At 73.5% G+C, this 23,734-nt stretch carries 21 protein-coding genes and 1 pseudogene; 7 read left to right on the forward strand and 15 right to left on the reverse strand.

The window, feature by feature from the left end:
* Window positions 1-150 precede the first annotated feature (150 nt).
* The 3 genes from GHR20_RS02240 to GHR20_RS02250 are packed head-to-tail and all read right to left on the reverse strand — an operon-like array spanning window position 151 to window position 6,555.
* Window positions 151-1,734 (reverse strand): long-chain-fatty-acid--CoA ligase, encoded by a 1,584-nt coding sequence (locus tag GHR20_RS02240; protein ID WP_153812006.1) that lies wholly within the window; start codon window positions 1,732-1,734, stop codon window positions 151-153.
* Window positions 1,731-6,266: a type I polyketide synthase gene (locus tag GHR20_RS02245; RefSeq protein WP_153812007.1), complete on the reverse strand. Its 4,536-nt coding sequence runs from the start codon at window positions 6,264-6,266 to the stop codon at window positions 1,731-1,733. Before GHR20_RS02245 ends, GHR20_RS02240 begins: the two co-directional genes overlap by 4 nt.
* 25 nt (window positions 6,267-6,291) lie before the next feature.
* On the reverse strand, window positions 6,292-6,555 hold the full coding sequence (locus GHR20_RS02250; protein WP_241670694.1) for an acyl carrier protein: 264 nt from the start codon (window positions 6,553-6,555) through the stop codon (window positions 6,292-6,294).
* Between the two features lie 198 nt (window positions 6,556-6,753).
* Between GHR20_RS02250 and GHR20_RS02255 the strand changes: the two genes are divergently transcribed.
* Together GHR20_RS02255 and GHR20_RS02260 are read left to right on the forward strand one after the other, a co-directional pair.
* Window positions 6,754-8,211 carry a CoA transferase gene (locus GHR20_RS02255; RefSeq protein WP_194858778.1) on the forward strand — a complete coding sequence of 486 codons (1,458 nt, stop codon included), beginning with the start codon at window positions 6,754-6,756 and terminating at the stop codon, window positions 8,209-8,211.
* 64 nt (window positions 8,212-8,275) lie between these two features.
* On the forward strand, window positions 8,276-8,833 hold the full coding sequence (locus GHR20_RS02260) for a carboxymuconolactone decarboxylase family protein (protein ID WP_111581740.1): 558 nt from the start codon (window positions 8,276-8,278) through the stop codon (window positions 8,831-8,833).
* 178 nt (window positions 8,834-9,011) lie between these two features.
* Here the strand turns inward: GHR20_RS02260 and GHR20_RS02265 are convergent, their stop codons facing one another.
* From GHR20_RS02265 to GHR20_RS02275, 3 genes are all read right to left on the reverse strand, one after another.
* Window positions 9,012-9,221, reverse strand: coding sequence for a ferredoxin (locus GHR20_RS02265; RefSeq protein WP_111581741.1), 210 nt, complete (start codon window positions 9,219-9,221; stop codon window positions 9,012-9,014).
* Between the two features lie 12 nt (window positions 9,222-9,233).
* Window positions 9,234-10,463 (reverse strand): cytochrome P450, encoded by a 1,230-nt coding sequence (locus GHR20_RS02270; protein ID WP_111581742.1) that lies wholly within the window; start codon window positions 10,461-10,463, stop codon window positions 9,234-9,236.
* Between the two features lie 162 nt (window positions 10,464-10,625).
* Window positions 10,626-11,084: a nuclear transport factor 2 family protein gene (locus tag GHR20_RS02275; protein ID WP_153812009.1), complete on the reverse strand. Its 459-nt coding sequence runs from the start codon at window positions 11,082-11,084 to the stop codon at window positions 10,626-10,628.
* Window positions 11,085-11,285: 201 nt separating this feature from the next.
* On the opposite strand from GHR20_RS02275, the gene GHR20_RS02280 reads away from it, so the two are divergent.
* Window positions 11,286-11,735 (forward strand): nitroreductase family deazaflavin-dependent oxidoreductase, encoded by a 450-nt coding sequence (locus GHR20_RS02280; RefSeq protein ID WP_111581744.1) that lies wholly within the window; start codon window positions 11,286-11,288, stop codon window positions 11,733-11,735.
* A gap of 79 nt (window positions 11,736-11,814) precedes the next feature.
* Here GHR20_RS02280 and GHR20_RS02285 read toward each other — a convergent pair whose 3' ends face one another.
* Window positions 11,815-12,786 (reverse strand): cation diffusion facilitator family transporter, encoded by a 972-nt coding sequence (locus tag GHR20_RS02285; protein ID WP_153815793.1) that lies wholly within the window; start codon window positions 12,784-12,786, stop codon window positions 11,815-11,817.
* Window positions 12,787-13,012: 226 nt separating this feature from the next.
* Between GHR20_RS02285 and GHR20_RS02290 the strand changes: the two genes are divergently transcribed.
* Both GHR20_RS02290 and GHR20_RS02295 read left to right on the forward strand, forming a co-directional pair.
* Window positions 13,013-14,029: a glutathione S-transferase C-terminal domain-containing protein gene (locus tag GHR20_RS02290; protein WP_153812010.1), complete on the forward strand. Its 1,017-nt coding sequence runs from the start codon at window positions 13,013-13,015 to the stop codon at window positions 14,027-14,029.
* Between the two features lie 28 nt (window positions 14,030-14,057).
* Window positions 14,058-14,333 (forward strand): annotated as a pseudogene (locus GHR20_RS02295) (DUF4235 domain-containing protein); the annotation flags it as partial.
* Between the two features lie 114 nt (window positions 14,334-14,447).
* Here the strand turns inward: GHR20_RS02295 and GHR20_RS02300 are convergent.
* Window positions 14,448-14,912 carry a pyridoxamine 5'-phosphate oxidase family protein gene (locus GHR20_RS02300; RefSeq protein ID WP_148024771.1) on the reverse strand — a complete coding sequence of 155 codons (465 nt, stop codon included), beginning with the start codon at window positions 14,910-14,912 and terminating at the stop codon, window positions 14,448-14,450.
* A gap of 344 nt (window positions 14,913-15,256) precedes the next feature.
* On the reverse strand, window positions 15,257-15,658 hold the full coding sequence (locus GHR20_RS36660; protein ID WP_194858780.1) for a hypothetical protein: 402 nt from the start codon (window positions 15,656-15,658) through the stop codon (window positions 15,257-15,259).
* A 90-nt stretch (window positions 15,659-15,748) separates the two neighbouring features.
* Here GHR20_RS36660 and GHR20_RS02310 point away from each other — a divergent pair, with 90 nt between their 5' ends.
* Both GHR20_RS02310 and GHR20_RS02315 read left to right on the forward strand, forming a co-directional pair.
* Complete coding sequence (locus tag GHR20_RS02310; protein ID WP_153812011.1) at window positions 15,749-16,699, forward strand: NADP-dependent oxidoreductase; 951 nt, start codon at window positions 15,749-15,751, stop codon at window positions 16,697-16,699.
* Between the two features lie 126 nt (window positions 16,700-16,825).
* Window positions 16,826-17,206, forward strand: a complete 381-nt coding sequence (locus tag GHR20_RS02315; protein ID WP_111581750.1) for an anti-sigma factor antagonist — start codon at window positions 16,826-16,828, stop codon at window positions 17,204-17,206.
* A gap of 20 nt (window positions 17,207-17,226) precedes the next feature.
* Here the strand turns inward: GHR20_RS02315 and GHR20_RS02320 are convergent, their stop codons facing one another.
* From GHR20_RS02320 to GHR20_RS02345, 6 genes are all read right to left on the reverse strand, one after another.
* Window positions 17,227-18,171 carry a ribose-phosphate pyrophosphokinase gene (locus GHR20_RS02320; protein ID WP_111581751.1) on the reverse strand — a complete coding sequence of 315 codons (945 nt, stop codon included), beginning with the start codon at window positions 18,169-18,171 and terminating at the stop codon, window positions 17,227-17,229.
* Between the two features lie 43 nt (window positions 18,172-18,214).
* Window positions 18,215-20,425 (reverse strand): glycosyltransferase family 39 protein, encoded by a 2,211-nt coding sequence (locus tag GHR20_RS02325; RefSeq protein WP_153812012.1) that lies wholly within the window; start codon window positions 20,423-20,425, stop codon window positions 18,215-18,217.
* 153 nt (window positions 20,426-20,578) lie between these two features.
* Window positions 20,579-22,348 carry a complex I subunit 5 family protein gene (locus tag GHR20_RS02330; RefSeq protein ID WP_153812013.1) on the reverse strand — a complete coding sequence of 590 codons (1,770 nt, stop codon included), beginning with the start codon at window positions 22,346-22,348 and terminating at the stop codon, window positions 20,579-20,581.
* Window positions 22,348-22,707, reverse strand: coding sequence for a sodium:proton antiporter (locus GHR20_RS02335; RefSeq protein WP_111581754.1), 360 nt, complete (start codon window positions 22,705-22,707; stop codon window positions 22,348-22,350). The genes GHR20_RS02330 and GHR20_RS02335 overlap by 1 nt, the downstream gene beginning before the upstream one ends.
* Window positions 22,704-23,444: an MnhB domain-containing protein gene (locus GHR20_RS02340; RefSeq protein ID WP_153812014.1), complete on the reverse strand. Its 741-nt coding sequence runs from the start codon at window positions 23,442-23,444 to the stop codon at window positions 22,704-22,706. The genes GHR20_RS02335 and GHR20_RS02340 overlap by 4 nt, the downstream gene beginning before the upstream one ends.
* A complete protein-coding gene (locus GHR20_RS02345; RefSeq protein ID WP_153812015.1) occupies window positions 23,441-23,701 on the reverse strand; it encodes a hydrogenase subunit MbhD domain-containing protein in 261 nt (86 codons plus the stop codon). The genes GHR20_RS02340 and GHR20_RS02345 overlap by 4 nt, the downstream gene beginning before the upstream one ends.
* Window positions 23,702-23,734: the final 33 nt, after the last annotated feature.

A 23,734-nucleotide genomic window follows, 5' to 3' on the forward strand; every position in this document is an offset into this window, starting at 1 on the left:
CCACACCCGCACCGCACCGCCGGCGACCTCCACGAACTGCCCGGCACCCGGGTGGTGTGAGCGGCGGGTTCACCGGTCCGGGGCCCTCGTGTACGACGCCGGCCCGCCCCCTCGGTGAGGGGACGGGCCGGCGTCGTACGGGACGTACGGTCAGCTCTTCGCGGCGGCGAGTTCGTCGCGTACCGCCCGGCGCAGGACCTTGCCGCTGGGGTTGCGGGGCAGGGCGTCGGCGAAGTCGTACGACGTGGGCATCTTGAAGTCCGCCAGCCGGCCGCGCAGGAAGAGGTGCAGGTCCCTGGCCCCCGCCTCCTGGCCGGGCTCCAGGACCACCCGGGCGTGCACGGACTCGCCCCAGCGCTCGTGCGGCAGGCCCACCACGGCGGCGCCGGACACGGCGGGGTGCCGGGCGAGGGCGTCCTCGATCTCCTTCGGGTAGACGTTCTCGCCCGCCACGATGATCATGTCGTTGACGCGGTCGCGGACGTAGAGGTAGCCGTCCTCGTCCAGGTAGCCTGCGTCCCCCATGTGCACCCAGCCCTCCACCACGGTGCGCTCGGTGGCCTCGGGCAGCCGCCAGTAGCCGAGCATCCGGGCGGGGGTGCGCACACAGACCTCGCCGACCTCACCGGTGGGCAGCACCCGGCCCTCGGGGTCCTCGATGCGCACCTCGATCCCCGGGTAGGGGCGGCCCGCCGCGCGCAGCCGGGGGCTGCCGGGTACATGGTCGGCGGGCGGCAGGCAGACCGCGAAGTTGCCGGTCTCGCTGCTGCCGTAGATCTGGAGGAAGTCGCAGTCCATGAGGTCGATCGCCCGGCTCAGCAGGTCCTCGCCGATCGGCGAGCCGCCGTAGACGACCTTGCGCAGCGAGCCGAGGGCGCCCCGGGCGGCGGCCGGTTCGAGGAGCATCAGCTCCAGCATGGCGGGCGCCACGATGCCGGTGGTGACCTTCTCCTCCTCGATCACCCGCACCGCGTCGGAGCTGATGAAGGCGGGCAGCGACACCACGGTGACACCGGCGTTGAACGCCTGCATCGCGTAGGAGAGGCCGCCGATGTGGAAGCCGGGCAGGCCGATCAGGCTGCGGTCGCCGGGCTTCCAGTCGAGCCAGTCAAGGCCGTTGTCGTCCATCGCCTCGGCGACGTTGAAGAAGCTGCGGTGCGGCAGGACGACGCCCTTGGGCAGCCCGCTGGTGCCGCTGGTGTAGATCTGCACGACGGGGCTCTCCGCGTCGTTTGGCACCTCCCGGCCGCCGGACGCCTGCGGGCCGGTGCCCGCGGCCACCGCGTCCTTGCGGGCGGCCAGCGACCCGGCGCCGGGCGTGTCGGCGTCCAGGCAGATCAGGGTCCGCAGCGTGGGCAGCCCCGCGCGCACCTCGGCGGCCACCGGCAGGTGCTCCTGGTCCACCAGCAGCACCTGGGTGGTGGAGTCCCGCAGGATGTGGTCCACCTCCTGCGAGGTCAGCCGCCAGTTGACGGGGACCAGGACCGCGCCGGTGCGGGCACAGGCGAAGGCCAGCTCCCAGTACTCGACGGCCTCTTTGCCGAGGTAGCCCACCCGGGCGCCGGGTACGACACCGGCCGCGCGCAGCACCTCGGCGGTCCGCGCGCTCTCCCGGTCCAGTTCCCGGTAGGTGAGCGACCGTCCGGCGCAGACGACGGCCGGCTGCTCGGGCCGGAGCGCGGCCTGGCGGGAGATCACGTCCCCCAGGGTCCGCGATCGCGTGGCTGTGGTCATCGGTGTGCTCCCGTTCCCGCCTCGTGCGCCGGCGCCTCGGCACCGGACAGCAGTTCTTCGATGTATGCGCCGAGCAGGTCCACGCTGGGCCGGTCGAAGGTGACCGACGCGGGCAGCGTGATCCTGAAGGCCGCCTCCAGCGCGTTGCGGATCTCGACCGCGTTGAGCGAGTCCATGCCCAGGGCGGCCAGTTCGGCGTCGGGCTCGATGTCGTCGGCCGACTCGAAGCGCAGGACGTCCGCGAGCCGGGTCCGCACGATGGCGTTGATCCCGGCCGAACGGGCGGCTCCCGGGGTGTCGGTCAGGGCGTCGAGGCCGGTCGGCGCCCCGTCCGCGGCGGTCCCCGAGACCAGTTCGGCGAAGAGCGCGCTGGGCGCCCTGCGGGCCACGAAGCGGTTCCAGTCGCAGCGGCCCATCAGGACCTGGGCGCGTCCGGCGTCCAGCAGCGCGGGCAGCGCGTCGGTGGCCTCGTCCTCCTCCAGGAGCGTGATGCCCTGCCCCTCCCAGCTGCGCACCAGCGAGGAGCTGAGCCGCCGACCGGGCTCCCGGGGCGCCCACGGGCCCCAGTTGACGGCGGTGGCGGGCAGGCCGGCACCGGCGCGCTGGGCCATCAGATGGTCGAGGAAGGCGGCGCCCGCACCGGCTCCGGTCTGGGTGGCGGCGCCGAACAGGGCGCCGGCCGTGGAGCAGCCGAGGAAGAAGTCCAGCTCGGGCAGGTCGGCGGTGGCCTCGTGCAGCAGCCAGGCGCCGTAGACCTTGGACTGGAACACGGCGTCCAGGCTCTCCCAGGTCTGCTGGGCGAGCGGCAGGTCCCGCGCGGCCTCCTGGGCAGCATGCACGACACCGCCCACCGGGGGTGCGGTGGCGGCGAGTTCGGCCAGGACGCGGGTCACGTCCGGGGCGGAGCCGAGGTCGCAGGCGTGGACCTGGACCGTGACGCCGTCGCCGAGGGCCGGGGCGGGGCCGCCGGTGCGGCTCAGCAGGGCCAGATGGCGGGCGCCGAGGGCGACGAGGCGGCGGGCGACGGCCCGTCCGACCATGCCCGTCGCGCCGGCCACCACATAGGTGCGGTCGGGGCGGACGGTGAGCGGGCGGGAGTCCGCGGGCACGGGGTCGGCCGTGCGCAGGCGTCGTACCCAGCGCCCGCCGTCGCGGTGGACGATCTCCAGTTCGCTCTCCCCCGCCGCCAGGCACTCCCCCACCAGCCCCGCGACGCCGTCGGCGGCGGGCGCCAGGTCCAGCAGGGTCACCCGGTAGCCGGGGAACTCGGCGCCGAGGGCACGCCCGAAGCCCCACAGGGTGGCGGCGGCCGCCGGTTCGGCGTCCTTGTCGCCGGGCAGGTGCTGCGCGCCCTCGGTGACCAGCCACAGCCGCTGGCCCCGGCCGAAGCCCGAGCGGCCCAGCGTGTCCAACACGGCCAGCAGCTCACGGTAGTTGGCCTCGGACTCGGCGCGCAGCCGCGCCGCTCCCGTCTCCTCGCCGGTGTGCGCGCGCCACAGCCAGCACACATCGGTGGGCGGCTCGCCCTCCAGCGCCCCGGCGAGGGCCGTGGGGTCGGGTACGACGTCGAGGGCGACGCCCTGCGCCGCGGCGGTCTCGGCGAGGGCCCGCGGCAGCCGGTCCGTGTCCCCGGTGACGAGGACGCGCCGGCCTTCGCGGCGGGTGTCCGGCAGGGGCTGGGCGAGCCAGTGCTGCTCGTAGAACAGGCCGCCGTTCGCGCCCGGTTGGTCCTCGCCGGTCCGTTCCGCCTGCCAGGCGGCCTCGGCGGCGCGGCGCTGCGCGGTGGGCAGCCAGTACCGCTTGCCGTCGAAGGGGTAGGACGGCACCGGGATACGGCGCTTCGGGGCGCCCTCGTGGTAGCCGGCCCAGGAGACGGGCACGCCCGCCTCGTACGCCTTGGCGAGGGAGCGGCGGACCATGTCGCCGTCGCGGTCGTCGCGGAAGGTGCTGCTCAGCCAGACGTGGTCACCGTCGCCAGCCGAGGTGCGGGCCAGCGCGGTGAGCGCGCCGGAGGGGCCGAGTTCGACGAAGACGTGCCGTCCGCGCTGGTCCACCGCCTGGACACCGGCCTCGAACTGCACCGGTTCGAGCAGGTGCCTGATCCAGTACTCGGGGTCCGCCATCTGCCGGCCGCGGGCCACGCGTCCGGTCACATTGGAGACCAGGGCCATGCCCGGGGTGCGGAACTCGACACCGGCGAGGACCTCGCGGAAGGCGTCGGTGATCTCGGCCATCAGCGGCGAGTGGTAGGGCACGGCGCCCTTCAACGGGGTGAATTTCACGCCGCGTTCGGTCAGCTTCCGGCCCGCGTCGGCGAGCGCGTCGTGACCGCCGGTGAGCAGGCACTGGCCGGGGCCGTTGACGGCGCCGATCGTCAGGTCCGGGTAGTCCTCGACCAGCGGGGCGATCTCGGCGGCGGGCGCGCCGACCGCGGCCATCCCGCCCTTGCTGCGCAGCGCCTCGCTCAGCCGGCCGCGGGCGGCCACCAGGCGGGCGCCGTCCTCCAGCGAGAAGAGCCCGGCCACCGCGGCGGCGGCGAACTCGCCCAGGCTGTGGCCCATCAGTACCGAGGGACGCACGCCCCAGGACAGCCAGAGCCGGGCCATCGCGTATTCGAGGCTGAACAACGCGGGCTGGAGGTAACGGGGTTCGTGGATGCGCTCGGGTGCCTCGCACTCGCCGCGGATCAGCGCGCCGAGCGGGACGCCGAGCAGCGGGGTGAGGATGGCGTCGCACGCGTCCAGCGCGGCGCGGAAGGCCGGGTACTGCCGGTAGAGCGCCGCGCCCATGCCGGGGTACTGGGTGCCGGTGCCGGAGAACAGGAACGCCACCTTCGGGACGCCGGCCGAGCCGCCGCGGGCGCTGCCCGCCGCCAGGGACTCGGCCCGCTTGCCGAGGGCCCGTACGGCGTCGTCCCGGTCGCCCACCACCTCGGCGATCCGGTAACGGAAGTGCGCGCGCCCGGTGTTGGAGGTGCGGCACAGGTCCGCGAGCGGGGTGCCGGGGTGGCGGTCCAGGTGGTCGAGGTAGCGCTCGGCGAGCCGGCGCAGCGAGGCGCGGCTCTTGGCGGACAGCGTGAGCACGGCGCTCGGGCGCGCTTCGGCCGCCGTCTCCTCGGCGGGTACGGCCGGGGCCTCCTCCAGGACGACGGAGGCGATGGTGCCGGTCACGCCGAACCCGTTGACCATCGCGCGCCCGGGGCCGGTGCCGGGCCAGGCGCGGCACTCGGTCGGCACGGTGACGGGGGCCTCGTCCCAGGCGATGCGCCGGGAGGGGGTGACGAGGTTGAGGTGCGGGAAGACCGTCCGCTCCCGCAGCTGGAGCACCGCCTTGATGAGCGAGCCGGCCCCGGCCGCGCCCTCCATGTGCCCGATGTTGGTCTTCAACGAGCCCACCACCATGGGCCGTTCCTTGCTGTGCGACTCGGCGAACACATCGCTGATCGCGTCCATCTCGGTGGGGTCGCCGAGCGCGGTGCCCGTGCCGTGGGCCTCGACGTAGTGGATGTCGCCGGGGGTGAGCCGGCAACGGGCCAGGGCGGAGCGCATGACCTGTTCCTGGGCGGCGCCGTTGGGGGCCACCAGGCCCGCGCTCTCGCCGTCCTGGCCGACCGCGGAGCCTCGGATCACGGCGTGCACGGTGTCGCCGTCCCGCACCGCGTCGGACAGCCGCTTGAGGACCAGCACCCCGCAGCCCTCGGCACGGGCGTAGCCGTCGGCCCGCTCGTCGAAGGTCTTGCACTGCCCGTCGGCGGAGAGCACCCCGCCCAGCTTGAGGATGGTGTGGTTCTGCGCGTTGTGGATGACGTTGACCCCGCCGCTCAGCGCGATCCCGCACTCGCCGCCGCGCAGCGCCTGCACGGCGAGGTGGGTGGCGGTCAGCGACGAGGAGCAGGTGGTGTCGACGGTCATGCACGGGCCGCGCAGCCCGAGGAAGAACGACATCCGGCCCGAGACGGCGCTGTGGGTCAGTCCGGGCGCGAGGTAGCCGTCGAGGTCGGCGGGGGCGAGGTCGGTGGACTCGAAGATGTAGTCGAGGGTGGTGACGCCCATGAACACGCCGGTGTCGCCGTGCCGCAGCGAGGTGGGGTCGATGCCCGCGTGCTCCAGCGCCTCCCAGGCGGTCTGGAGGGCCAGCCGCTGCTGGGGGTCGATGTAGGGGGCTTCCTTGGGGGAGATCGAGAAGAAGGCGGCGTCGAAGCGGTCGACGTCGCGGACGTAGCCGCCGGGCGGCAGGTCGCCGTCCGTCCCGTCGGCTCCCTCGCCGTCGCCGGGGGCCATCTGACGGCGCTCGTCGGCCGGCAGCGGCCCGATGCCCGAACGGCCCTCGCGCAGGAACTCGGCGAATGTGTCGACGTCGTTGTTCCCGCCCGGAATACGCAGCCCCATCCCCACGATGGCGATGGGTTCGTATTTCTCTCGTTCCAGGGCGGCGAGCGCGTCCGCGTGGGCGGCGAGCGCTTCGTCCTTGCGTTGCAGCTCGGCGAGTACGGCGGCCAGTTCGGCCGCCGTAGGATTCGATGTGTCCGACATTTATTCCCTCCGGTCAGGAAAAAGATCACGCACAAAGATGGTCGATCAACTGACCGGCGGTCGGATGGCCGAAAAGGGTGGCCGTCGAAATCTCTCGCCCCAGCTTCCGCTCCAGGGAAAGCTTCACCTCGCTCAGCCGCAGCGAGGTGATCCCCAGGTCGAAGAAGCCCACGTCCAGGGCGAACTCCTCGCGGTCGGTCATGAAAAGGGCACTCCTGAACTCCGCCACCACCAGGTCCTCGATGACTTCCCGGCGCTCGTGCTCGGGCAGGTGGTCGAGCTCCTCCACGGCGGGAAAATCATGCGACATCCACGTCACCGCCTCTCTACGAATCGACTGCTTCAGAACAACCGAACCAGCCCTTCCTGATAGTGAACTGATAGCCGGCTGATGACGGTTCTACTTTCATCAACAGCGTCCCGCATCCCCTCCGAAAATGACACTCGACCGGTTTACTGCCACCTCATCGGTGCTATGTTTCCGGGCATGAAAGAAAACGAATTCGATCTGATCGGTGAATTAGACAGGACCCTGAAGACGCTCGGCCTGTCGCGCGACGGCGCGGTCAGCGAACTCGTCGTGCGCGGACAGGATCCGCTGGTGCCGTCGACCGTCCGGCTGGGCTCGGCCATGGGCATAGCCCTGCTGTCCTCCGCCGTGGGCGCGGCCCAGATCTGGCACAGCGCCACGGGCCGCCCGCAGCGCCTCGGCCTCGACCTCGGGCAGGCGGTGCACCAGCTCACGCCCTACCTCGGCGGCGGCAACACGCTGAACGGCTACGGCTCCAACATGGGCAGCGTGCTCGGGCTCGGCGGCGGGCTCGCCCCCGCGCTGTGGGATCTGTACCGCACCGCGGACGACCGCTGGGCCATCCCGATCGCCTGCTATCCGAGCACCCGCGACGCCTTCCTCGACCTGCTCGGCACGGCGCACACCCGCGAGGCCATCGGCGCCGCCGTCGCGCGGCGGATCTCCTGGGAGCTGGAGGAGGAGGCGGCCGTCCGGGGGGTCCCGCTCGCGATCGTCCGCAGCCGGGAGGAGTTCCTCGCGCACCCGCAGGGCCGGGCCGTCATGGACGAACCCCTCGTGTCCGTGGAGCGGGTGGACGACGGCGCCCCGCCGCGCCCGCTGCCGGCCGGCGCCCAGCCGCTGTCCGGGCTGCGCTCCCTCCAGTTCACCCATGTCTTCGCGGGCACCGCGGCCGGCCGGGTCCTCGCCGAGCAGGGCGCCGACGTGCTGCACGTGTGCGAGCCGAACGCCTTCGACCACGATCTGTGCTGGAACGAGACCGGTGTCGGTCTGCGCTCGGCCCGGCTCGCCCTGGACTCCGGCGGCGAGGGCCGGCGCGCCTTCGAGGAACTGCTGCGCACCGCCGACGTGTTCGTGCACAACCACCGGCCCGGGAAGATGTCCCGGCTCGGGCTCGGCCCCGAGGAGTGCGCCGAGATCTCCCCCGGCGTCATCCATGTCTCCGTGCGCGCCTACGGCCACAGCGGCCCCTGGCAGGACCGGGGCGGCTTCGACCAGCACGCCCAGGCCCTGACCGGCGTCAACTGGAGCGAACGGCGGAACGGGCAGCCGCAGTTGCCACCCGGCCGGATGCTCAACGACTACCTGGCCGCCTACCTCGTCGCCGCCGGCGTCATGAGCGCGGTCCTGCGCCGCGCCCACGAGGGCGGCAGCTACCGGGTCCGGGTCTCCCTCGCCGGTGTCTCCAACTGGGCCTATCAGCTCGGCACGTTCACGCCCGAGCAGGTCGAACGGCTGCTTCCCGCGACGCCGTTGGTCCAGCCCGAGCGCCTCGTCCGGCAGACCCCGCTCGGCGAACTCTCGCTCGTGGCACCGCCGGTGACCCTGAGCGAGACCCCGCCGGCCTGGCGCGGCCCGCTGCTGGTCCCCCGCGGCTCGTCAGGACCCCGCTGGCTGGACGACCAGGACTCCTGACCCGCCCCTCGCCCTGCCCCTCGTGCCGACCTGCCCCCAGCCGACCTGTCCCAAGGAGAGACCCATGTCCCGCATCCCCTGCCTCGACACCGAGGCGCTGCCCGAATCCCTGCGCTCGCTGAGCCAGGGCCGCATCATCAACGTGTACCGGATGCTCGGCCACGCGCCCCGGTCGGTCACGCAGATCGCCCGGCTGGGCGCCTCGCTCTTCGCCGACGCCAGCCTCGGCGCGGTCGACCGCGAGCTGCTCATCCTCACCTACGGCACCGTGTTCGAGGCCGAGTACGAGTGGGCGCAGCACGTGCCCATCTCCCGGGCCGCGGGGGTCACGGACGAGCAGCGCGCGGCCCTGCGCGCCCAGCGGTACGACGCAGAGGTCTTCACCCCGGCCCAGCAGGCGCTCGTCGCCTTCGCCGCCGCCGCGGCCGCCTCGCCCCTCGTGGACGACGCCCGTTACGCGGCCGTCAGCGCCCACTACACCGAGGAACAGATCGTAGAGACCCTCGTCCTCGCGGGCTTCTACTTCCTGCTGGCCCGCGTCTGCACCGTCCTGGACGTCGAGATCGACGCGGCGGAGAGCGACGAGCTGGTACGGATGGCGCAGAGCATGCATGCCAACTGACCCCCCGGCGGCGACCGGCCCGGACGCCGGACCCGTCGCCGACCGACAGGGCCGACGGCGGGTCCGGGCACCCGAAGGGCCGGGCAGGCGGACCGGGCAGTGAGGCGGGCGGCCGGGCGAGCCCGTCGCCCACTTCGCCGGCCGCCGCCCGCCCCCGTCGTCATCTCGCTCGGCCCGCCTACGCCTCCGCCGCCGCCGGGTCCGTCACGGTGATCGCGCCCACCGGGCACGCCCGGGCCGCCTCGCGGACGTTCGGGTCGCCCGCGCCGTCCTCCCGGCCGGGGATCAGCATGCTGAACCCGTCGTCGTCCTGGGTGAACACACCCGGCGCGGTCAGCGCGCACTGGCCCGCGCCGATACAGACGTTCTTGTCGATCTCGATGTGCATGAGCTGAGCCTCTTACCAGGTCACGGGGAGTTCCAGCATCCCCTGGATCGTGTCGCCGGGTTTGAAGGGGATCTCCTCGGCGGGCGCGGCCAGCCGCAGTCCCGGCAGCCGGGCGAGCAGGGTGCCGAGGGCGATCTCCAGCTCCGCGCGGGCCAGGTTCTGGCCCAGGCACTGGTGGATGCCGAAGCCGAACGACACGTGGTGCCGGGTGGGTCGGTGGAGGTCCAGGGCGTCGGGGTCGTCGTACTGGCCCGGGTCCCGGTTGATCACCGACGTGGAGAAGAAGACCCCCTCACCGGCCCGGATGGTGGTGCCGTCGATCTCGATGTCCTCCAGCGCCACCCGCGCCAGCGCGTCGACGATGGACAGCACCCGCATCAGCTCCTCGACGGCCGCGGGCAGCAGCGCCGGATCCGCGCGCAGCTCGGCCAGCCGGCCGGGGTTCTGGAGCAGGGTGAAGGTGCCGAGGGAGATCATGTTGGCGGTGGTCTCATGGCCCGCGACCAGCAGGATCACCGCGAGCGAGACGACGTCGGCGCGCTCCAGCGCGCCCTGGCCCAGCTGCTGGTGGACGAGATCGTCGAGGACGCCGTCGCCGGGCTCGGACTGCCGGGCCTTGGCGTCGACGAGGCCGCCGAGATACTCCTCCAGACGGTCGCGGGCGCCCTGGCTGTCCTCGGCGGTCGGCCCGCGCAGCAGCCGCCGGGACTGCTCCTCGAAGAACTCGTGGTCGGCGTAGGGCACGCCGAGCACATCGCAGATCACCATCGACGGCACGGGCAGCGCGAAGGCGGAGACCAGATCGGCGGGCGGGCCCTGCTCGATCATCGTGTCCAGCAGGTCGTCCACGATCCGCTGGATGGCGGGCCGCAGCCCGCCGGCGCGTTTGAGAGTGAACGACGGGATCATCATCCGCCGCTGCCGCTGGTGCTCGGGGTCGTCCTGGCCGAGCAGCGCCACCCGGCGGTCGCGGACGCCCTCGAAGCGGGGGGAGATCGACGGGAACTCGCCGCGGCGGCGGTCGCTGGACAGCCGGGGGTCGGCGAGCAGTGCGCGGGCGGTGGCGTGTCCGGTGACCATCCAGACCTCACGGCCGTCGTACAGGGTGACGCGCGCCAGGGGCCGGTCCTCGCGCAGCGGGGCGTAGCCGGTCGGCGGGTGGTAGGGACAGGTGCGGTCCTGGGGGAAGGCGACGGGGTCGGCCGGGGTCGCCGGGCCGGTGATGTCCGTCAGTTCCGTCATGGAAAGACCTCGCAGACGAAGAAGTGCGTCGTGCCGATCTTCATTAGATGCCTCAGGCACCTATGGGTCGATGACAAGTTCAGCCACTTCAAGGATCCTCCCGATCCGTCCGGATCGCGAAGGTAGGAGGGTCGAGTTCCGGCCAGACGGCGCATCCGCTGTTCACGGCGCCCCGGCGCCCCCCTCGCGCGGGGCGAAGGCGCGGGCCACGGCGAGGCTGTCCTCGTACACGTGGTGGCGTACGACGACGCCGTCGCGGACCGTGAGGTGCAGGGCGATCCGGGCGGTGTAGGCGCGGCCGGTCGGTGCGGCGGTCTGCCGTACGACGCCGAGGACGACCGCGTCCTCGCCGTCGGCCAGCACGCGCTCGACCCTGGTGTCCGCCTCGGCGGGCACATGGTGGGCGGCCAGCTCCCGGAAGTGGGCGGCCACGTCCGCCCGGGTGGCGCGGTGCCGGATCCACGGGGTGTCCGGGCGGCCATGCTCCTCCTCGGGCCAGTCGAGCCGCCAGTCGCATTCCTCGGCGTACAGCCCGGCGATCCGGTCGGGGTCGCCCGCGCCGATCCTGGCCAGGAGTTCCCGGACCGCGGCGCGGGTCTCGGGGGTGGGGTCGTACGGCATGAGGTCGCTCCCGGGGGTCGGTGCCGGTTTCGGACGGTGACCACTGTGCCGGGTGTGGTGGGGGTGACGCGATGACCGAGGAGGTAATGATCACGGCGGCGCGGGGAAGCACGGTACGGATACGGTACGGATGAATCATGCGGCCGCCGGTGTTGTGACCGGTGCCATGCATGCGTGAGAGCGACGAAGGGGAACGGATCCATGCCTCTCGAGGGTGAGTACGAGCCGAGCCCGGATCAGTGGGTGCGCGACCAGGTGGAGTTGTACGAGAGCTCCGGCGGGACGAAGGGGAACACCCTGATGGACACCGGGATGCCGGTCATCGTCCTGACGACCCGGGGCGCGAAGAGCGGGAAGATCCGCAAGACCCCGCTCATGCGGGTGACGCACGAGGGCGCGTACGCGGTGGTGGCCTCGCAGGGCGGAGCGCCGAAGCACCCGGTGTGGTACTTCAACATCAAGGCCGATCCGCGCGTCGAGCTCCAGGACGGCCCGGTCAGGCAGGACATGCGGGCCCGCGAGGTCACCGGCGCCGAGAAGGCCGAGTGGTGGGGGCGGGCGGTCGACGCGTACCCGCCGTACGCGGAGTACCAGGAGAAGACCGACCGGGAGATCCCGGTGTTCGTCCTGGAGCCGGCCGAGGGCAGCTGACCGCCCGGCACGGGGGCGCCCGCCGGGGAAATCCTCACCCGGCGGGTGTGCGCCCTCTTTCGTACGGGCAGTCGTGCCGTCAGGCCCCGCCGCGTTCCCCCGTCGCGGCGGGGCTCTGCCGTGTCCCGCCGTCCGGTCCGTCGGTGACGTCGAGGAAGATCTGGTCGGCGGCCGGGAACGTCGCGGCCAGCGAGCGCTTGATGCGGTCGGCGACCTCCTCGACCCGTTCGCTGTCCAGGCCCGGCGCGAGGTCGATGCGCGCGGCCACCAGCGTGGAGTCGAGGCCCAGTTTCATGGTGAACAGCTCCTCCACGCTGTCGATCTCCGGCTGCGCCCGCAGCAGCGCGCGTATCCGGCCGCTGAGCTCCGGGTCGGCGGCCTGCCCGATGAGCTGGTCGCGGGCCTCGCGGCCCAGCCGGTAGGCGATGTAGACCAGCAGCACGCCGATGGCGAGCGAGGCGGACGCCTCCCAGGCGACCTGCCCGGTGGCCATGTGCAGGGCCATCCCGGCGATCGCCAGGGTCACGCCGAGCACCGCCGTGCCGTCCTCCGCGACCACCGTGCGCAGCGCCGGATCGCGCAGCGCCGCCCGCCCGCCGCGGTTGCGCACCTGGTGCAGGGCGCGCAGCAGCGAGCCGCCCTCGGCGAGCAGCGCCACGCCCAGCACGATCAGGCCCACCACATAGCCGCGGGTCGTCTCCATGGTGTCCTGGCGCAGCGCCTCGACGCCCTGGTAGAAGGAGAAGCAGCCGCCCATCACGAAGATCCCGACGGCGGCGAGCAGGGACCAGAAGAAGCGTTCCTTGCCGTAGCCGAAGGGGTGCCGGTCGTCGGCGGGGCGGCGGCTGCGGCGCAGGGCGGCCAGCAGGAACACCTCGTTGAGGGAGTCGGCGACCGAGTGCGCGGCCTCCGACAGCAGCGCGGGCGAGCCCGAGATCACCCCGCCGGCGGCCTTGGCGACCGCGATCAGCAGATTGGCTCCGAGGGCGACCAGGACGGTGACCCGGGTACGGCGGTCGCTCGCCCGGGCGCGCCGCTCACGGGCCCGGATCCGGTCACTGCCCCGGGTGTGCCCCTCGTCGCGGGCGGCCCCCGTCGGGACGGCCCCCTGTTCCTGTCGTTCCGGTGGTGTTCCGCTCACGGGGGCCGACTGCCCGGGGGCCGGGGAATCACACCGTGCGGGTGCCCGGAAACGGGGAAGTCGGTGCTCTGACGGAGAAGCCGGTGCTCCGGGGCCCCGGCGGCGGGGGCCTGGGGCCCGGCGGCGAGGAGGAGACATGGGCGGTGACGGCAACCGCGCCTACGGCCACACGAGCTTCAGCCGGTCGCGCAGCCATTTCCGGGACCGGATCACGGCGGACGGCCGGGACGGGTGGCCGGTGGCGGCGGGGCGCTACCGGCTCGTGGTGTCGCGCGCGTGCCCCTGGGCGAGCCGGGCGGTGATCTCCCGCCGGCTGCTGGGCCTGGAGGACGCGCTGTCGATGGCGGTCGCCGACCCGATCCAGGACGACCGCAGCTGGCGCTTCACCCTGGATCCGGACGGCCGGGACCCGGTGCTCGGCATCCGCTACCTCGGCGAGGCGTACGACCGCCGGGAGAGCGGCTACCCGGGCGGGGTGAGCGTGCCCGCCGTCGTGGACGTGGCGAGCGGGGAACTGGTCACCAACGACTACCAGCAGCTCACCCTGGACCTCGCCACCGAGTGGACGGCCCTGCACCGCGCGGGCGCCCCCGATCTGTATCCGGCGGCCCGCCGCGAGGAGATCGACGAGGTGATGGCCGGGGTGTACGAGGACGTGAACAACGGCGTGTACCGGGCCGGGTTCGCCACCCACCAGAAGGAGTACGAGGAGGCGTGCGCGGGCGTCTTCCGGCGGCTGGAAATGATCGCCGAACGGCTGGCCGGACAGCGGTATCTGGTCGGGGACACCCTCACGGAAGCGGACATCCGGCTGTTCACCACGCTGGTCCGGTTCGACCCCGTCTACCACGGCCACTTCAAGTGCAACCGCTGGAAGCTGGCGGAGGACCCGGTGCTGTGGGCGTACGCCCGGGACCTGTTCCAGACCCCGGGGTTCGGCGACACCGTCGACTTCGACCACATCAAGCGGCACTACTACCAGGTGCACAGCGGTATCAACCCGACCGGGATCGTGCCGCTCGGCCCCGATCTCGCGTCCTGGCTGAGCCCGCACCACCGCGAGGAGCTGGGCGGCCGACCGTTCGGCGACGGCACACCCCCGGGCCCGGTGCCCGAGGGCGAACGGGTGGCCGCCGCGGGCCGCCCCGTATGAGATCCATCTGACGAGGAAGGAGACACCCATGTCGAAGTCGAAGAAGACCAAGCTCCCCTTCGTCTACCAGCCGATCGGTTTCGTGCTCAGCTGGGCGAGCGGCGCCGTCGCGAGCCTCGCCTTCAAACAGGCGTGGAAGGCGATCCGGCACGAGGACGACGCGCCCAGCGCCCTGGACGAGGACCGCAGGATGCGCGACATCCTGCTGGCCGCGGCCATCCAGGGCGCGATCTTCGCGGTGGTGCGCAGCGCCGTGGACCGCACCGGCGCCAAGGCCATCGCCCGCTCCACGGGCGTGTGGCCGGTGGCCGAGGACGCCGAGGACAAGAAGAACGGCGCGGAGAGCCGGACGCGCGCGGAGCACAAGCGGGGCAAGGGCGGCAAGCGCGGACGGCGCTGAGGTGCCGCCCCGCCCCGCTCAGCCGTCGAGCAGCCACCGGCCGTCGCGCATGAGGTCACGTCCGGGCAGTTCGTTCGCCTCGCGCCATGCCTGGACGCGCTCGGGGACGACCCGGAAGTACAGATGGCGGGTGGCGAGCCGCCGGGGGTCGAAGCCGGTCTTGCCCGCGAAGACCTCCGCGTCCTCCTCGGGCAGGTCCTCCGGGCTCACCGACTGGACGCTGCCGTCCACCATGACGACGTCCCGGGTCGACCCGATGCCGAGCCGGACCCGGCCACTGTCGACCAGATTGCGGCCGGTCGGGCTGTCCGCCGGGGTGGCGAACAGCAGGAGGGCGCCGTCCCAGACGAAGGACAGCGGCACCAGGTAGGGCGCCCCGCCGTCGGGTCCGGCCGTGGCCACCCAGGCGTCCTCGTCGTGGTCCAGCCGGTGCAGGGTGTCCTTCTTGCGCTGCTCGGCGGTGCGGGCGGGCGGCGGGGTCATCGCGTTCGGCCTCCTGGCGGGATGCGGGTGCGCGGGAAGATGCGGGCGCGCTCCAGTGTGGCCGCGGGGCCCTGGCCCGCGCACGAGGCGCGTCACCGACGGCGCGTCTCCGTAGGCCGTGGCCCGGCCGGGGGTCAGCCAAAGACGCTGGTCGCGCCGGTGGTATCCGGTGTCGTACGCGTCGGCGGGCAGGGCGGGGAGCCGGCCGGCGTACGGCGCGGTGCGGAAGCCGGCGCGGGCGAGGACGCCCTCGGGATCACGGGCGTGGATCCGGTCGCCGAGGGTGAGGAAGTGGGCGGACGCCCAGCCGCCGTGGTCCGGGCCGGGTGAGCCGGAGAGCCGGGTCACCGGGACCGGCGGCCGTCGCGGCCGGTCCAGACCTCCCACTCGGTGGTGGCGGTGAAGCGCTCGGGGAGTTCGGCCGGATCGCGGGAGGCGCTGGTCTCGGGGCCCCGGCCGGGCCGGTCCTTGCGGTCCCTGGCCACCACGACGGCCACCTTGGTACGGCCGCCGACGTCGAAGGAGTACAGCACCCGGTCGGCCGCGCCGGAGGCCGCGCGCAGCGCCCGGGTGCCGCTTTTGCCCGCCGTCTGCCCGGTACGGACGTGCAGCGGTCCGCCGTACGGCCGTACGGGCGGGGTTCCCTTCACCACCAGGGGTCCCGTCCCGGGGCCGTCGGCACCGCAGCCCGCCCCCGCCGCGGCCGTCACCGCCGCCAGTCCTACCGCCGCCAGTCCTGCGCGCATACCGCGCCCTCCCTCTCGTGCGCCATCCGTACGACCCCTGGACGCGGGAGCGGGCCCGCCGCGGGGCGCGGCGGGGCGGGCTGGGGGACCATGAACGATGTGACCACCATGCGAGCCATCGGCCAGGACGTCCTCGGCGGCCCCGAGGTACTGCGGGAAGTGACGCTGGAGCGGCCGACGCCCCGGCCGAACGAGGTGCTGGTCCGGGTGCGGGCCGCCGGTCTGAACCCCACCGACTGGAAACACCGCGCCACCGGCGGATTCCTCGGCGAGCCCCCGTTCGTGCTCGGCTGGGACGTCTCCGGTGAGGTCGCCGAGACCGGCGTCGGGGTGGCCGAGTTCCGGCCCGGCGACGAGGTGTTCGGCATGCTGCCCTACCCCTTCGGACACGGCTCGCACGCCCAGTACGTGATCGCCCCCGCCCGCGCCCTGTGGCACAAGCCGGCCTCGGTCGACCACACCCAGGCGGGCGCGCTGCCGCTGGTATCGCTGACCGCTTGGCAGGCACTGACCGAGCGGGCCGGACTGCGGCGGGGACAGCGGGTGCTGATCCACGCGGCGGCCGGCGGGGTCGGGCACGTGGCCGCGCAGATCGCGGCGGCGCACGGCGCGTACGTGATCGGTACGGCGAGCGCCGCCAAGCACGGCTTCCTGCGGGAGATCGGCGTGGACGAGCCGGTCGACTACCACTCCACCGATGTCACCGAGGCGGTACGGGACGTGGACGTCGTCCTGGACACCCTCGGCGGCGAGACGGCGCTGCGCTCCCTGCGGACGCTGCGGCCCGGCGGAATCCTGGTGTCGATCCTGCCGGTGGGCTCCCGCGAGCTGTACGACGAGGCCGAGCGGCTCGGCGTACGGGCGGTACGGATGCTGGTGGACGCCGACCGGTCCGGCATGCGGTCGGTCGCGGAACTGGCCGGGGCGGGGACGCTGAGGGCGGAGATCGCCGGGACGTACCCGCTGGGCGACGCCGCGAAGGCGCACGAACGGGGGGAGACCGGGCGCACCACGGGGAAGCTGGTGCTGCTGGTCGACTGAACGGCCCGCGGACACGCGCGAAACCTGAAGACATATGTCAATCGAACATGCTCAAATTCCTTCCATCGAGGGTAACTTGACGGTCGGAGATCCGACGTCCGGGTGCGGGTGGGAGGTGATGCCGAGGTGCGACGGGTACCCGTGTCCCTCACCCGGCATCTGCGCGTGTACGCATACCGTGCGCACACCGTCCTGGAGTTCCGGGGCGAGATCGACCTCGTCGCGGCGGCGGAGATCCTCCCCCTCCTGGACCGGATCACCGGCCGCCCCGGCGCCCAGGTGGTGCTCGATCTGCGGCCCGTGGAGTTCTTCGACTGCTCGGGGCTGCGCCTGCTCTACCGGGCGCGGACCCGGAGCCTCGGCCACGGCGGACAGCTGCACCTGGTGTGCACCCACCCGCTGACCCTGCGCGTCCTGCGGGCGACGGGCCTGTCCCGGCTGCTGCCGCCGCACGCCACGCCGGACGCGGCCCTGGCGGGAGCCGGGGCCGCGTCCGGTTCACGGTGAGGGGGCGCCCCCGGGACGGCTCACCCCTCCTCGAACAGGGCGCTGACCGACTCCCCGTTGTGGATGCGCCGTACCGCCTCGGCGAGGGCCGGGGCGATGGACAGCACGCGCAGCTTGTCGGTGTGCTCGTCGGCCGGGATCGGCACGGTGTTGGTGCAGACGATCTCCAGCACGTCCGGCTGCTCCCCGAGCCGCCGCAGCGCACCGGCCGCGAACAGCCCGTGGGTGCACGCCACCCGGATCGAGCGCGGACCCAACTCGCGCAGTCGGTCCAGGAGTTCGAGTACGGTGCTGCCCTTGGCGATCTCGTCGTCCAGCACGATGACGTCCCGCCCGGCGATCTCGCCGATGACGGAGCTGATGCTCACCCGGTCGTCCGCGTACCGCTGCTTGGCGCCGGCCGCCACCTGCGCGCCGATGCGCCGGGCGAAGGCGGCGGCCTCCTTGGCGTTGCCGAGGTCCGGGGAGACCACCGTGGTGCGCGACAGGTCGTACTGCCCGAAGTGCGCGGCCAGTTCGCGCAGCGCGTGCAGATGGTCCACCGGTACCGAGAAGAAGCCGTGCACCTGCGGGGAGTGCAGGGTCATGGCGAGGACACGGCTCGCGCCCGCCGCCACCATCAGGTCGGCGACGAGCCGGCCGCCGATGGAGATGCGGGGCGCGTCCTTCTTGTCGGAGCGGGCGTAGGAGTAGTGCGGCATCACGACGGTGATCCGGGAGGCGGAGGCGCCCCGGGCCGCGTCGCACATCAGCAGCAGCTCCACCAGGTGTTCCTGCACCGGCTTGACCAGCGGCTGGATCAGGAAGACGTCCCGTTCCCGGCAGTTGGCCTGGAGCTGCACCTCCAGGCAGTCGTTGGCGAACCGGCTGACCCGGGCCGGGCTCAGCGGCACCCCCAGATGCGCGCAGACCTCCTTGGCCAGTTCGGGATGGGCACTGCCGCTGAAGACGGCGATGTCGCGCACGATCTGCTCCTCGCATGATCATTCCGGGCTGCCGTCGCTCATGCTACTGGCCGGGGCCGCAGCGGTAGAGCGTCCGGGCGGTCCGTCTGGCCGCCGGGGGCGTGGCCGGGGCGTTCGTGCCGCCGTACGCCGACGCGGGGACCTTCGCGCAGGTGGCCTCGACCCAGTCGGTGATCCGGGTGGCCTGCGTCGGCCCGGCGGCCGCGTTGCCGCTGCCGGCCGCGAGCGGGCCGAGCCCGGCGGGACCGCCCGCGAGCACGTACCGGACCCGCCCCGCGGCCACCAGCCGCTGGAAGTCGGCCCGGGCCGGGAAGGGCACCTTGCCGCTGAATCCGCCGAGCGGCAGGACGTCGGCGCCGGCCGACAGGATGTACGGGGAGGCCGTGTTCCAGTTGGTGGTGGCGAACACATAGCGTGCGCCGCCTTGATGGGCGCGGGTGTAGTCGAGGAGGCGGCGCTCGTCGGGGGTCAGGGTGCCGTTCGAGGCGATGCCGGCCAGGGCGGCGAATCCGGAGGGTGACGCCGTCCGGCCGCCGGCGGCCTGGGGTCCCGAACTCCCCCTCGTACGCTCCCCGTTGGGGGTGGTCGGGCCCACCGAGCCCATGCCCGAGGTGCCGTACGCCGGGTTGAAGACCTGCACCGCCCAGGCGCTCGGGGCGACGAGCAGGGCCGCGAGCGAGACGGCGAGCCCGGCGAGCGCCAACCGGCCGCCGCCACGCGGCCGTTCGGGCCGGGTGAGGGCCAGCAGGACGACGGCGGCGAGGCCGAGCGCGACGACGGCGGGCGCCAGCCACGGCAGGAAGGAGGCGGCGAACCGGTCGGCGAGGCACGCGCTCCACACCGTGGTCGCCGCCACCGCGCCGGGCAGCGCCCAGGCACGCCGGCCGCCGGCCCGGTGGGCGCGCCACAGCAGCACCGTCCCGGCACCGGTGAGCGCGGCGAGCGGCACCGCGATCACCCCCATGTAGTACGTGTGCGGGCCGACGCTGCCGGCGCTGAACACCAGGAAGTACGTGGCGAGCCAGGCACCCCACAGCAGGAACCCGGCGCGTGAGGCGTCGGTGCGCGGCCGTCCCCGCCGCCAGAGCAGACCGCAGACGACGGCCACGGCGGCGAACGGGTAGAACCAGCCGGTCTGGGCGGCGAGCGTGGTCCCGAACATCTTCGCCCAGCCGTTCTCCGCGCCGCCGAACCCGCCCGCGTACGGCGACGCGGCACCGGCGGCGGCCGCCGCACCGCGCGGCCCGGACGCTCCCCGCGCCTTGGCGCCCCGCCGCCCGGACGTCCCGCGCGTGTCCGCCGTACCGCCTGCGGCCCCCGGCCCGGCCGCGCCCCTCGCCCCGGCACCCCGGTGCCCGCCGCCCTGTGTCGCGCTCACGCTCCCGGTGGAGGCGGCGCTGATGCCGAGCGAGCCGAAACGGTTCAGGAAGTTGTAGCCGACGACCATGCTGAACGCGGAGTTGTTGGTGGTGCCGTCGACGTACGGGCGGTCCGTGGCCGGTACGAGGGTCACCGCCAGCATCCAGGAGGCCGAGACGGCGGTCGTCACCAGGGCGGCCAGGCCGAGGTGGGCGAGGCGGCGGCGCAGCGCGAGCGGGGCCGAGACCAGGTAGACCAGGGCGAGGGCGGGCAGGACGGCCCATGCCTCCAGCATCTTCGCCTGGAAGGCGGCGCCGACCCAGACCCCGGCCAGCAGCAGCGGGAGCGGCCGGCCCGCCCGCGCGGCCCGCTGGGTGGCCTCGGCGGCGAGCAGCAGGCACAGGGTGAATGCCGGGTCCTCCACCGAGGTGCGGAACAGGCCGACGGCGACCGGGGTCGCCAGGAAGGCCGTCGCGGCGAGCAGGGCCGCGTGCGTCCCGGCCCAGCGGTGCACCAGGCGGTACAGCACCAGCAGACTCGCCACGCCCTCCAGGACCTGGGGCAGCGTCAGGGTCCAGGGATGGAAGCCGAGCAGGCGCGCGGACAGGGCCTGCGGCCACAGGAATCCCGGGGATTTGTCCAGCGTGATGGAATTCGCGGGGTCGAAAGAGCCGTAGAAGAACGCCTTCCAGCTGCCGGTCATGCTGCGGGCCGCGTCGGCGTAGAAGGTGTGGTACTGGCTATGGGTGATGCCCCAGGCGTAGAACACCGCGGCGAGGAAGGTGAGGAGCAGTAGTGCCGGACGGGCGTACGGGGGCTCACCCGCCGGGGTTTTCCATGGTGCGCGGCGGCCGGCGCCGGTGGCGGCGGTCGCGTCGAGAACGTTTGTTGCCATGCCCGGAAGTTTTGGTCACGCCGGGCGCCCGGCACGCCGTGTCGCGCCTTCTTCAAGGAAACTCTCATCGCGAACAGAGCAATTCTTTGATCGCACGATACGGAATTTGCTCCGGTAAAGCGGAGTCATTACCTGCGGCGCGATGACCGTCCGTCAGCCGCCGAGCACCCCCGGCAGGGCCAGCGCCGCCAGCAGGGTGGTGCCCACCAGGAGCCAGGCGACGTAGTCGCCGACGTGGCCGGACTGGAGGCGGCGCAGGGGCGTCGTCCACGCGGGGGCGGGCGGGCGGTGGTGGCGGGTGAGCGCGGCGGTGGCGAGGGCGAGGGCGAGGGCGGTGGAGACCAGTCCGAGCAGGACGCCGTGGAGGGTCCAGGCGGCCGAGGCGCGGGCGCCGCCCGAGCCCGCCTCGTTGACCGAGCGGGCCACGAGGTCGCCGAAGCCCGGGACGGTGCCCACGGCGAGGGCCGCCGCGAGGAGCACGGCCGGGACCGTCGTCATGGTGTCGGGCACCCGGCGCAGCAGCCCGGACGTCTCCGGCCGCTCCGCCGTGCCGCTGGTCTCGTACGCGTCGGTGTCCTCGGGCGGCGGCCCAAGCCCGAGGAAGACCCGGGCGGCGACCCGCAGCACCGCGCCCGCCGTGACCGCGGACGCGAGCACGTACACCACCGTGAGCGGCCCGCCGGCCGCCTCCTCGCTGACCGCCTTGCCGAGCCCGGTGCCGAAGGGCGGCAGTCCGGCGAGGGCGAGCCCGCCGACGGCGAACAGCACGCCGGTGGCCCGCAGTTCGCGTGCCCGGCCGTGCAGTTCGTGCTCGTCCACGCTGCCGAACCGGTCGAGGAGCGCGCCCGCGCAGGCGAACAGGGCGGCCTTCGCCCCGGCGTGCCCGAGGATGTAGAGGGCGGCCCCGTCGTCGCCCTCGGGGGTGAGCACGCCGACGGCCACCAGGAACAGGCCGGTGTGCGCGATCGTGGAGAAGGCGAGCAGCCGTTTGATGTGCCGCTGGTACCAGCACATGACGGCGCCGGTCACGGCCGTGAGCACGCCGAGGGTGACCAGGGCGCGGGTCAGGCCGGCGGCCGGGATGCCGCCGGGTCCGGCGAAGACGGTGCCGTAGTCCCGCCAGACGCCGTAGACGCCGAGTTCGACCATCACCCCGGACAGCAGCACGCACACCGGGGTGGGGGCGACGGCGTGGGCGTCGGGGAGCCAGAAGTGGAAGGGCACGGTGGCCGCCTTCACCAGCAGCCCGGTCAGCACCAGCACGAACGCGGCGAGGACCAGCGCGTCCGGCCCACCGCGCCCGGCCGAGGCGTCCAGGCCCCGGCCGATCTTCGACATGGACAGCTCGCCGGTGCGGGCGTAGAGCAGGCCGATGCCGGTCAGCATGGCGTACGCGCCGAGCGAGTTGACGACCCCGAAGGTCAGCGCGCCCTGCACGGCCTTGGCCTCGTCGATGCGGAAGCCGGTCAGCGCGTACGCCACCACGCTCATCAGCTCGAAGAACACGAAGGCGTTGAACAGGTCCCCGGCGAGGGCGAATCCGCACATGGCGCCCTGGAAGACGAGCAGCAGGGCGGGGAACGAACCGGCGTGGCCGCGCGGCGGTTCGTCGAAGTAGCGCCAGGAGTAGGCGAGGGCGGAGAGGGTGAGCAGCGAGACGAGGGCCGCCATGCCGAGCGAGGGGCCGTCCCCGATCACCTCGATGCCGACGCTCTCCCCGCCGACGGGCACCCAGCCGCCGGCCCATTCGACCATCGGCGGCGAGGAGTTCAGCAGCAGGACGAGGGCGAGTGCGGCCGTGGCGGCGCAGCAGAGGAGGCCGGTCAGCTCGGCGGCGGCCCGGGGCAGCCGGCGGCCGGCGGCGGCCAGCAGGGCGGCCCCGAGCAGCGGCACCGCGACGAGGAGCGGAAGCAGATGGGGCATCAGCCGCGCAGCTCCCGCAGTTCGTCCGGGTCGAGGGTGCCGTGCCGCTTGACGATCTGGAGCACCAGGGCGAGCAGCAGCGCGGTGACGGTGGCGCCGACCACGATGTCGGTGAGGGTGAGGGCCTGCACCACCGGGTCCACCAGCGGCCGGCTGCCGGGCTCGATGTCGGAGAAGACGGGCGCGGTGCCGCCGGACCGGTAGCCGACCGCCAGCAGCAGGACGTAGGTGGAGACCTGGCACACCGAGAGACAGCCGACGGCATGGATCAGATCGCGGCTGGTGGCGAGGCCGTAGCAGCCGGTCAGGAAGACATAGGCGGCGACCAGGTACGGCAGGACCTGCGTCACGGCGCTCATTTCGTGTTCCCCTCCACGATCTCCACGGCCTGGTCGAGGAAGTTGGCGAGCAGGACGACGACGGCGCTCGCCACCTCCATGCCGACGGCGGCGTTCAGCAGCGGCACGGAGCCTCCCGAGGACAGCGTGTTGAACGTGCCGTACGGCAAAAGGGTGTTGGCGAGGAACGCGGTCCCGGCCAGCACCCCGGCGAGGCCCAGCACCAGGTAGGCGCAGACGGACAAGGCGTCGGTGGTCTCGAAGGCGCCGAGCGGGCGGACGCGTTCGAGGGCGCGGTAGTCGGCGCCCAGATAGAGCAGGTGCAGGGCGGTCGCGGCGACCACACCGCCCTGGAAGCCGCCGCCGGGGCTGAGCTGGCCGTGCGCCACGATGTACAGACCGCAGACCAGGGCGACGGGGACGACGAGCAGGGCGTAGCGCCGTACCGGCCGGGCCACCTCGGCCGGCCGCGGCCGTTCGCGGTGTTCGTCGCGGGCCTGGCGCAGCAGCACCACGCAGCCGAGGACGGCGGCGAACAGGATGCTCATCTCGCCGAGGGTGTCGTAGGCGCGCTGGTCGAAGTTGACGGAGGCGATGGTGTTGGCGGTGTGCCGGGCGAGCGAGGCGCGCACCGCCCGGGTGCCGTAGGGGTGCGAGCGGCCGCCGAATGCCGGCAGGTCCAGGCAGGCGGCGGCCAGCAGGGCGGCGAGCCCGGCGCCGCCCGCGGCGAGCAGCCACAGCCGCAGCCGCCGGCTCACCGCGTGCCGTCCCGGTCCCGGCGGCGCCTGCGGATCTTGCGCACCGACAGCATGATCAGCAGCGGGGTGAGGGCGGCCCCGACCGCGAGTTGGGACAGGCCGACGTCGGGGGCCTGGAGCACGGTGAACAGCACGGCCAGGAGCACCCCGAGCACGGACAGCACCAGGGCCTGCCGGGCGGGGTCGCGCTGGGCGACGGCGGCGGTCGCGGCGGCGGCGACGAGCAGCAGGGCCACGAGGACCGGGGCATCGGTCATCCGGCGTCTCTCCTGCGCGCGGTTGCCCGCGCG

The organism is Streptomyces sp. SUK 48, assembly GCF_009650765.1.
GTDB lineage: Bacteria > Actinomycetota > Actinomycetes > Streptomycetales > Streptomycetaceae > Streptomyces.

Coding starts and splice junctions, on each gene's coding strand:
- GHR20_RS02240 (WP_153812006.1), bottom strand. CDS start 1,734: ATGACCACAGCCACGCGATCGCGGACCCTGGGGGACGTGATCTCCCGC.
- GHR20_RS02245 (WP_153812007.1), bottom strand. CDS start 6,266: ATGTCGGACACATCGAATCCTACGGCGGCCGAACTGGCCGCCGTACTC.
- GHR20_RS02255 (WP_194858778.1), top strand. CDS start 6,754: ATGAAAGAAAACGAATTCGATCTGATCGGTGAATTAGACAGGACCCTG.
- GHR20_RS02260 (WP_111581740.1), top strand. CDS start 8,276: ATGTCCCGCATCCCCTGCCTCGACACCGAGGCGCTGCCCGAATCCCTG.
- GHR20_RS02265 (WP_111581741.1), bottom strand. CDS start 9,221: ATGCACATCGAGATCGACAAGAACGTCTGTATCGGCGCGGGCCAGTGC.
- GHR20_RS02270 (WP_111581742.1), bottom strand. CDS start 10,463: ATGACGGAACTGACGGACATCACCGGCCCGGCGACCCCGGCCGACCCC.
- GHR20_RS02275 (WP_153812009.1), bottom strand. CDS start 11,084: ATGCCGTACGACCCCACCCCCGAGACCCGCGCCGCGGTCCGGGAACTC.
- GHR20_RS02280 (WP_111581744.1), top strand. CDS start 11,286: ATGCCTCTCGAGGGTGAGTACGAGCCGAGCCCGGATCAGTGGGTGCGC.
- GHR20_RS02290 (WP_153812010.1), top strand. CDS start 13,013: ATGGGCGGTGACGGCAACCGCGCCTACGGCCACACGAGCTTCAGCCGG.
- GHR20_RS02300 (WP_148024771.1), bottom strand. CDS start 14,912: ATGACCCCGCCGCCCGCCCGCACCGCCGAGCAGCGCAAGAAGGACACC.
- GHR20_RS36660 (WP_194858780.1), bottom strand. CDS start 15,658: ATGCGCGCAGGACTGGCGGCGGTAGGACTGGCGGCGGTGACGGCCGCG.
- GHR20_RS02310 (WP_153812011.1), top strand. CDS start 15,749: ATGAACGATGTGACCACCATGCGAGCCATCGGCCAGGACGTCCTCGGC.
- GHR20_RS02325 (WP_153812012.1), bottom strand. CDS start 20,425: ATGGCAACAAACGTTCTCGACGCGACCGCCGCCACCGGCGCCGGCCGC.
- GHR20_RS02330 (WP_153812013.1), bottom strand. CDS start 22,348: ATGCCCCATCTGCTTCCGCTCCTCGTCGCGGTGCCGCTGCTCGGGGCC.
- GHR20_RS02335 (WP_111581754.1), bottom strand. CDS start 22,707: ATGAGCGCCGTGACGCAGGTCCTGCCGTACCTGGTCGCCGCCTATGTC.
- GHR20_RS02345 (WP_153812015.1), bottom strand. CDS start 23,701: ATGACCGATGCCCCGGTCCTCGTGGCCCTGCTGCTCGTCGCCGCCGCC.